This is a genomic window from Streptomyces hilarionis (genome assembly GCF_024539675.1).
In the GTDB taxonomy this organism is placed as follows: domain Bacteria; phylum Actinomycetota; class Actinomycetes; order Streptomycetales; family Streptomycetaceae; genus Streptomyces; species Streptomyces hilarionis.
Window position 1 is genome coordinate 19111 of sequence record NZ_JAHHIT010000125.1, and the last position, 9530, is coordinate 28640.

Sequence of the window (9530 nt, forward strand, 5' to 3'; positions counted from 1 at the left end):
TCGCCAGGGACGAAACGGGGGGTGGTGGATTCATGGCGGACGTCGTCGTCGTGCACGGAATTTTCGCCAACAGGTCGAGTCGCGACGAGATGCGCGACACCTGGCTGGAGGCATTGCGCGAGGGATTGCGGAACGTGCGGTTCCGTGAGGCCGACAGCCTCACGATCGAATGCGTCTTCTACGGCCATCTCTACAACGACGGGAAAGCGGGACCCTCCTGGCAGTACGAGATCGGGGACCTCGAACCCGGGCTCGAACAGGAACTGCTGGTCGCCTTCGCGGAAAGCGTCGACGACCCCGCCGGGGACGAGGTGACCAAGGCCGGATACGCCCCGAGAAGCGTCCAGTGGGCCATCGATCTCCTCCAGGCCCGCAAGATCCTCGGCGGCACGAACGCGAGGATTCTCGGGTTCGTCAAACAGGTGGCCCGCTATCTGCGGGACCCGGAATTCAAGAAGAAGGTGCAGGCCGAGTTCAGCGCCGCGATGGAGACCGGACCCCGCGCCGTCGTCGCCCACTCGCTGGGCAGCGTCGTCGCCTACGACTGGCTGCGGTCCAACGGGCCGACCTCCGCGAAGACCCTCGTCACCCTCGGCTCACCGCTTGGACTGCGGCCCGTCCTGCGCGAACTGCACCCCTACCTCGACGCCTGCCCGGCCCCCTGGCCCGCCGGCATCGACACCTGGGTGAACGTCGCCGCCAAGGAGGACGCCGTCGCCACCGTCAAGAAGCTGGACGGGCTGTTCGCGGGACGGATCCACGACCTGAGCGCGGCCAACTCCCGCGGCACGGCCCACGACGCGCTCGTCTACCTGAAGAACGTCCGCACCTGCGAGTCGCTGAAGGTGGCACTTGGCTGAGCGGGCGGGGTACTTCTGCGTCTCGGGACGCCCGACCTACCACGGCGCGTTCGACGATCTGAAGCTGTTACCGCAGGAGGTGCGGGCCGTCCGCCGCGAGCTGGGGGCGCTCGGACTGACCGAGCTGTTCACCGGGGAGGGCCCGCCCGGCGAGGGGGATCCTGCCACCCGCACGAAGCCCGCCGACGGGGACGCCCTCTCCCACACGGCCCTCTACGACGCCCTGGTGGCCTGGAGCCGGAGCACGGCCGGCCCCGGGCAGGGTCCGCGTCCCGACGGTGCGGCGACCGCGCGGACGGCCACCCTGGTGATCTACGCGACCGGTCACGGCTACCAGTACGAGAACGAGTGGAAGCTCGTCCCGCCGGAGCAGGCCGACCCCCTCCACTCGCGCGACGCGTTGCCGCCCGCCGACCTGCTCACGGCCGTCAAGGACCGCGCCGACCTCGCCCAGGTCCTGCTGATCCTGGACGCCTGCGGGGCCGGGCCCGGCGGCGAACAGGCCCTGCTCGACACCTTGGAGAAGGCCCGCTACCGGCCGCTCGACGGACAGTTCGACCTGTGGGTCGTGGCCGCCGCCCGGCGGGCCGAGACGGCCGGGCAGACCGTGTTCTCCGACGCCTTCACGGCGGCGCTGCGCGACACCGCCGCCCCCTCCCTGGACCAGCGGCACCTGAGCCTGACCAAGGTGATCGCGTCCGTCCGGAAAGCCCTCGCGCCGACCTCGCAGCGGGCGCGGATCGTCGCCGGCTACGAGGACCCGCACTGCCGGGCCCTGCCCAACCCGCTGTTCATGCCCCCGGCCGCGCCCGACTGGCTGCCGGGCGTCTGGAGCCGCAGCTCGCGCGGGGTGCCCGGCCAGGACGCGCCCGGCTGGTACTTCACCGGACGCGACGGCGCGCTGCGCACCGTCCTCGACCACCTCACCGGCGCGGGAACCGCCCCGCCGCTGTGGCTGACCGGCTCCCACGGCAGCGGCAAGACCGCCGTCCTCGGCCGCATCGTCACCACGGCGACCGCCGAACTGCGCGCTCGGCTCCCCGTCGTCGCCCGGCGGGGCGTCCTGCCGGCCGGCGACCTGGCCCTGGCCGCGGTCGACGCGCGCGGCCGCACCGCCGAGCGGCTCGCCGACGACATCGCCCGTTCGCTGGGCCTCGGCGGCGAGGGCGTCGACGGCCTGCTGGCCGCGCTCGGCGGCGGCAACGGCGGGAGGGCGCGCGGCGTCGTCGTCGACCACGTGGACGAGGCGGACCGGCCCGAGGCCGTGCTCGCCGACCTGGTGGAGCCGCTGGCCGCGCTGCCCGACGTCCGGGTGGTCCTCGGCGCGGCGCGCCCGCTGCCCGGCGCCTCCCAGGGGTGCGCCGTCGACCTCGACGACCCGGCGCACGGCGGCCCCACGGCCGTCGCCGCGTACCTGCGCACCCGCCTCGCCTACGGCGGGCACCTCCCGCCCGAGGAGGCCGCGCCCCTCGAACGGCTCTGCGGCGGCTGCTTCGCCGCGGCCGTCACGGCGGCGGACGTCCTGGACCGGGAGCGCGCCGACCCCCTCGACCGGGCGACCGAGGCGGTCGTCGAGCGGCTCGACGCCCTCCTGCGCCGCACCCTCGGAGAGTTCCTCGCCCCGGCGGCGGCGGACGCGGCGGCCGACGTCCTGAACGCGCTGTGCTCCTTCCACGACGACCTCTTCCTGGACCTGCCGACCTGGGCCGCCGTCACCGCCCGCCACGGCGGCGTCCCGGTGACGGCGGCGCAGTGGGAGAGCTGCCTCGACGCCTGCCGCGGTTTCCTCGAGCGGCGCGAGCTCACCGGCCGCCGGCCCGGCGACGCCCGCGACGGCGTGCGCCCGCGCCACCGGCCGGCCCCGGCCCAGGGCCCCGGCCCCCGCAGGGCCGTGCTGCGCCGGCTGCTCGACGAGGTCGGCCCCGGCGACGCGCCCCCGGCCTGGGACCGCGTGCCCGGCCACCTGCTCGACATCCTGGCCGCGGCCGCCGCCGCCGACCAGAGCGGCGACGCCGGCCGGCTCCTGGACGACCCCGGCTTCCTGCTCGCGCTCGGCCGGCCCACCATGACCCGCACCGTCAAGGCCCTGAGCGGCCCGGACCGGGCGGCGCGGGCCGCCGTGCGCAGCGCGCTGCCGCGGCAGGCGCAACCGCACCAGAGCCGCTTCGCCCTCGCGCTGACCGCCACCCGGCATGAGCTCACCGCCCTCGCGCACGCCGTCGGACCCGTCGACGCGCCCTGCGGCACGCTGGAGGTGCGCTGGGCGCGACCGGGCGGGCGCGAACGGCAGTCGATCACGCGCGTGTCCGCCGCCGGCCGCCCCGGCCCCGGCTCCGTCGTCACCGCCCACGACGACGGCACGCTGCTGTGGTGGGACGGCGGCAGCGGCGAGCCGGGGGAGTCCCGGCAGCTCACCGGCCGCGTCACCGCCCTGGCCGCCCTGGAGAGCGCCGAGGCCGCCCACGCGCTCGTCGTCCTGGCCGACGGCACGGTGCTGCACTGCGCCGCGGAGGCCGCCGCGCCGGACCAGGTGCTGCGCCCGGGGAAGGGCGAGCTGCCGGGCCCCTGCGCGGGCCACCCGGCCGGCTTCCTCGCGATGGGCGACGGGCCGGCCGTCGAGCTGCTGGCCGTGGGGGCGTCGGGCATCGAGCTGCTGGGCCGGGAACCGCTGCGGCGGACGGTCGTCGCGACCGCCGTGGCCGGCCCGCCCGAGGACCCGGTCGTCTGGGCCGCGACGCTGGACGGCGTGGTGCACCGCTGGTCCCCGGCCGCCGCGGGCGCGCCGCGCAGGGTCGCGCTGTGCCCGAACCCGGTCCGGCTCGCGGCCGCCGCGGACGGCGAGACGGCCGTGGTCGTCGACGCGGACGGCGCGTGCACGTTCGTCGGCGGCGCGGCCGCCCTCGCGGGCGCGGTCCCGGCGCTCCCGCACGACCTGCGGGCGGTCCATCTGACGCCGGACTGGTTCGTGGTCGCGGGCGGCCACCGGGACGGGAGCTGGCTGGACACCTACGGCGTCACCGACGGCAGCACGGCCCGCTGGCCGCTGGACGGGCTGCCCGTGGGCCTCCTCTCCCACCCCGCCGGGGGCGGCGGGCCCGCGTCCGACGGCGAGAGCGCGTCCGGCGGTGAGCCCGCGTCCGGCGGTGAGTCGGGGTCCGACGGGTGGTACGGGTCCGCCGACCTGGTGGTGGCGACCTCCCGCGCGCCCGCCCTGCTGCGGGCCCGCACCCGCAGGAAGCACGGCATGCCCAGGAACGGCCGCAGGAGGTAACCCGCATGACAGTGTCACCCCTCTCCCCGGCCACCGTGCCCGGCACCGCCTTCGTCCGCGACCGGCTGGCCGGCCTGCTGACGGCGCTGAACCGCACGGCCGCGCGGGACCTCGCCGACGAGGAACTCGCCGCGTGGAGCGCGCGGTTCGCCCTCGCGGACGGCTGGCTGGGCGAGCTGCTCGGCCGCCCGGACCGCGACGCCGTGCTGGCCTCCCTGCCCGAGTGGCTGACGGTGGCCGACGCCAGCGGCCTGACCGTCCTCGTCGACGTGTCCTCGGGCGGGGCGGCGACGGCGGCCCCGCCCGACGCGCCCGACGGCGACGGTGCGCCCGACGACGACGCGCCCGACGAGGACGGTGCGGCGGCCGCCGCCGCGGCGGCGCGCGCGCGGATGCGGCGGCTCGTCCCGCTGCTCGGGGAGGAAGTCCTCGACCAGCTGGCCGAGTTGTGGGCCGACTGCCCCGCGGCGGCCGGCCCCGTGGACCCGGGCGCGGAGCCCGTGCGGCACGCGGCCGTCGCCGACGGGCCCGGCGGGCGCGTCGCGATCACGCTGGCCGACGCGGAGCCGGCCGACGGCGCCGAGTGGATCGCGCCCCTGGCGTGGACCGGGCCGTACCTGGTCCGGGCCCGCGACGCGGCCGTCGCGCTGCTGACGCGGTTCGGCGGCGTCGAGGCCGGAGCGCGCCCCGAGCTCCCGGTGGGCGTATGGCCCGCCGACGACCTCCAGGACCCGGCCGTGGGACTCGGCTACGCCCTCGACCACCTCGCCCGCTTCACCGGCCTGCCCCGGCCGGACCTGACCGCCGCCGGCGTCCTGACGGACGGGCCGGTCCTCGCCCCGATGACGGACGCCGACCTGACCGGCCGCGTCGAGGCGCTCGCGCTGATCGGCGTCACCGAGCTGCTGGCCCCCACCGAGCGGGGCTGGGTCAGGGCCCGCCCCGGCGGCGTGAGGGAGCCGGTGCCGGGCCTGTCCGCCGCGCTCACCCTCGACGGGGCCGCCACCGCCGTCTGGGGCACCGCCTGGACCGAGTGGAAGCACGCCGGGCACCGGGCGCAACTGCTCGCTCTGGGCTGGGTGGTCGAGCCGCTGGAGCCCCGGCCGGGCGACGTCCCGGTGTCGCAGGTCGCCGACCTCCGCGAGATCTTCAACGGCAAGGACCCCAAGGCCGGTAAAGCCAAGGACGCCCCCGCCGGTAAAGGCAAGGACGCCCCCGCCGGGAAGGGCAAGGACGCCCCCGCCGGGAAGGGCCGCGACGCCCGGGGCGGGACGGCCAGGGAGAGCGGACGGGCGAGGCGGGTGGCCGTCGTGGGCGGCACCGTGCGCAGCGGCAAGAGCACGATCGCCCGGCTGCTCGCCGAGGAACTGCGCGACCGCGGCTGGCAGGTCCAGGCGATCCGGTCCACCCGGGGCGAACTGCCCGACCGCGACCCGCTGATCGACGCCGCCCGGCGGGCCGTCGAACTGGCACAGCGCGAGGAAGGCGGCCACTGCCTGCTGATCCTCGACGGGCTGCTCCCCCTCCAGGGCGGCAACAAGGCGGTGGACGAACTGCTGCCGCTGGTCTCGGAGGACGTCCACTGCAGCGTCCTCGCCCTGCTGGAGTACGACGTCTCGGCGAACTTCGAGTGGAGCACGGAGAGCGTGGACGTCGTCCCGGCCGTCGTGGGCGGGCCGCACCTGGAGGACTTCGTCAGGGCGGTGGCCCGCGCGCGGCCCGGCGAGGCGAGGAGTGAGGCCGGGCTCGCCGAGGTGCGGCGCGGCGACGGCAGCCGCGACCTGGACCGGATCATCCGCGTCATGACCCACGGGGGGAACGAGGACCCCGTCCTCGCCTGCTTCGGAGGCCTCGGGCTCGACCAACAGGACGCGGTGGCCGACATGGCGGCCGCCTCCCTGATCCACTCCGGCGTCCCCGTGGAGACGCTCGACGACCTCACCGAGGAGGAGCACGCGACCCTCGGCGTGGAGCCCCTCGACGGCCAGGGCCTCGCCCGGATCCCCAGCGTCGAGGACAGCACCCGCATCCTCCAGCGCGTGCTCCAGATCCGGGAGGAGGCGGAGGCCGACGACGATCGCGACGAACCCGAACGCGTGCCCGTCCCGGGCGAGGAGCGGCTGCGCGCCGAGATCGTCGGACGGCTGCTGCCCGGGTTCGAGGCGCTGATGCGGGCCAGGTCCCCCGAGGTCCTGCCGCGGCTGCTGGGAGCGCGCCTGTACCGCGCCCAGGTCGCCGCCGAGTTGTTGGACCGCACCCGCCGCGGCGCGTTCGCGGAGTGGTGCGAGAACGCGGGGGCCGCCGAACTGGCCCGCTGCCTCACCGCCCTCGGCACCTCCCTGAGCGAGACCATCGCGGGGGACGTCATCCAGGAGTTCACCAACCGCCTCAAGGACGAGCCGTCGACGCTGCGGCTGTTCGACCTCGTGACCGTGATCCGCGGCATCCGGCACGCCATGTCCACCGGCGCCCTCGCCCTGGGCGAGGTCAAGACCTGGCTGCACGCACAGGTCGGCGCCGTCCTGGACAGCGGGGAGGGAACCGCCCAGGAGCGGCTCCACCTCCTCGACCGGGTCGAGTGGTTCCAGAACGCCGACCTCGACGAGATCGTCGTCAAACGGGTCGCCGAGGTCGTCACCGGTCTGGACCCCACCCGCCCCGCCGACTACTTCCTCGTGCTGCGCGCCCTGCGCCTCCAGCGCCGGCTGTGGCGGCGGGTCGCCGAAGACGACGCGGTGCACTACGAGGACGCCGCCGGCTACCACCCCGTCGACCAGGAGGAGGGGCCGGAGAAGCTGGTCGCCCACCGGCCCCGCGCCGAGGACGGCTTCGCCGTGATCCTCGCCGGGATGATGCTGCGCCGGCACGTCGACCGCACCGAGTGGTCCGCGATGCTCGACGAGCACCAGGACCTCCTCCAGCCCGCCCTGGACGCCAGCAGCCCGCGCGACGTGATCACGGCCCTGCACGAACTGCGGCGCGCCTCCGGCATGCACCGCAACGAGATCTTCAAGCGCGCCATCGACACCCGCCACGACAACGCGCGCTACCTCGGCGCGCTGCGCGCGCTCGTCCGCCGCGCCACCCCGATGGAGACGGTGGAGCTGCTGCGCGTCGTGCAGGGCCTGCACGCCTGGTGCGCCTGTCTGCTGCTGTCGGAGGAGACCCGCGGCCTGGTGTGGACGCAGGACAACGACCCCGACGGGTCGTTCGCGGCCCGTCTCGTCGACGCCACGAAGAACGACCCCAAGGCCGCGGGCATGCTGCTGTCCGTGACGCACGCGGTGGAGAGCCCGTACCACCAGAGCGGCCAGAGTTTCGCCCAGCTGTTCGGCGACCGGCTCGGCGTGGACACCGTCCTGGGCTGGCTGGTCAAGGACCCCCGCCCGTCGGTGAAGTACCACCTGGTGAAGGGCCTGTGGGAGGCGCAGGTCTCCTACCGGGAGCGGTGCCTGGAGCAGATGGTCGACATCGTCGCGCTCTCGCTCACCACCTCCCGCCGCGTCTGGGGCCCGAGGCTCGCCCTGTGGATCGGCGCGGACCCCGAGTTCGGTCCCGGGTTCCTGCACGACCTGCGCGAGAGGGTCGGCATCGAGGATCTGATGGTCGGCATGAGCGTGTGGTCGCCGCCGGACTCCCAGGCCGAGTTCCACCGCCTGGCCCGGGCCCTCTACCCCACGGCCGCGCTGCGCTACGCCAAGACGTTCCACGCCGGCGAACTCGCGCAGCGCCTCAACAACGCCTCCTCGTCCGTCGCCGTCGCCGAGGCCTGCCGCGAGGTCGCCCGCACGATGCGGCACACCGACGGCATCTCCGGCGCGGCCCTGCTGAGGCAGACCGGCCGGCTGATCGGGCGGCCGAACGTGTGGACGGACCGGCTCGACACGGTCCGGACGGGGGAGGAGTTCACCCAGTTCCTCAGCATCGTCAGCGGGATCGACCGGGGGTTCGTGCAGCGGCTCCTCGTCGACTACGGCGGGCGCACGATGCGCACGGTCGCCGTCCAGGACGCGGAGGAACTGCGGCTGGTGTGGAAGACGCGCTCGGCCATGTACCAGAACCCGCTCGCCGCCACCGGCATGCTCTCCGTCCTGGAACGGGTCGCCGGACTCGGCCGGGCGGTCTACACCCGGCTCTCCGACGAAGCCACCCTGATGAGGATCTTCACCGAGGAACTACAGCTCCTTCAGAACCCGTCCGAGCAGTACATGGCCGCCCTGCACCTCGCGCGCATCGGGGTGGGCCCCGCCGATCCGCGCAACGCCGACTGGACCGAGAAGACGTTCGAGCTGAAGAAGCAGCTCATCACCACCTTCTCCAACCCGCGCGTCATCCGGGACGTCCTGCGGACGGTGGCGCTGTGGGAACGCCGTTGGGCGCTCGAGCTCGTCGAGTGCATCGACATCACCAAGCCGACGCGCCGGCTGCGGCTCGGACTGATCGCCGACCTCCAGCCGACCGTCGGTCTCGCCGCGCTCCTCGTCAGCCTCGGCGACAACACCGGGGCCGTGGCCCTGCTGGAGAAGCTGGAGGAGATCGGCTGGGAACGGGTGGTCGAGCGCGTCGACCTGCCGTCGGCGGTGCAACTGCTGCGGCTGGTCGGCCAGTTGCAGCCGCATCACGGGGGCAGCGTGGCCGCGGCCGTCAACGCCCGGGTCGTCACCCTGCTCTCCCGCGAGATCGTCCTCGACGACCGGGCGATGTGGCGCGAGGTGGGCCACGCCTGTCAGGCGCTCGCGGTGGCCGGCCGCCCGGTGCAGGGCGTCGGCGACCGCCCGGCCCGCGAACCGCTCCTCGCGGACGCCCCGGCGGTCGCGCGCGCCCTGCACTGGTTCCCGGGGACGCCGTGGCGCGCCCGCTTCCAGACGCTGGCCGTCGAGCGGCTGCTCTCCCACCCGCCCCGCTCCGGCGGCGACCTCGCCCTCGCCCTCGCGGGAGCCGCCGCCGCGGGCCGCCTGCCCGACCTGCTCCCCAAAGTCGAGAAGCTCGGCGAGGCCCTCTCGACCGCCGGCACCAGGGACCTCGCCGACCTGACGGAGTACGCCGGGTACAAGCCGGCCCTCGCCGCCGCCCTGCGCCCGCTGCACGGCGTCTTCGACGCCCATCTGCGGGCGGCGACGTCGGTGTCGTCGCTGGACACGCGCCGGCTGCGGGTCAGCATCACGGCCATCGCGTCGGGCACCACCTTCGACGACGCCGGCTGAACCGCCCCGGCCGCGGCTGCGGCCCGGGACGGGCGGGGCCGGGCGGGCGGGGCCGGGACGAGACGGGACGCGACGGGTGCGGGGCGTCCGCGGGGCCGGTGCCGTCGGCGCCTTGGGCGCCGCCGTCCGGCCGGTCCTGCCATAGGTCCGGCGCCGCCCTCCGGCTGACGGCCGTTCCCCCCCGCCCCCCTACCG

General features: G+C 75.6%; 3 protein-coding genes. All 3 read left to right on the forward strand.

Annotation, left to right across the window (positions count from 1 at the left end; translation table 11 throughout):
- The first annotated feature begins 32 nt into the window (after positions 1–32).
- From KMS84_RS27575 to KMS84_RS27585, 3 genes are read left to right on the forward strand one after another with little or no spacing between them, the layout of a single operon-like run.
- Positions 33–860, forward strand: coding sequence for a hypothetical protein (locus KMS84_RS27575; protein WP_256919160.1), 828 nt, complete (start codon positions 33–35; stop codon positions 858–860).
- A complete protein-coding gene (locus KMS84_RS27580) occupies positions 853–4131 on the forward strand; it encodes a hypothetical protein (protein ID WP_256919161.1) in 3279 nt (1092 codons plus the stop codon). The genes KMS84_RS27575 and KMS84_RS27580 overlap by 8 nt, the downstream gene beginning before the upstream one ends.
- Positions 4132–4136: 5 nt before the next feature.
- The gene (locus tag KMS84_RS27585) at positions 4137–9335 is read left to right on the forward strand and encodes a hypothetical protein (RefSeq protein ID WP_256919162.1); all 5199 of its coding nucleotides are present in this window, start codon (positions 4137–4139) and stop codon (positions 9333–9335) included.
- Positions 9336–9530 lie beyond the last annotated feature (195 nt).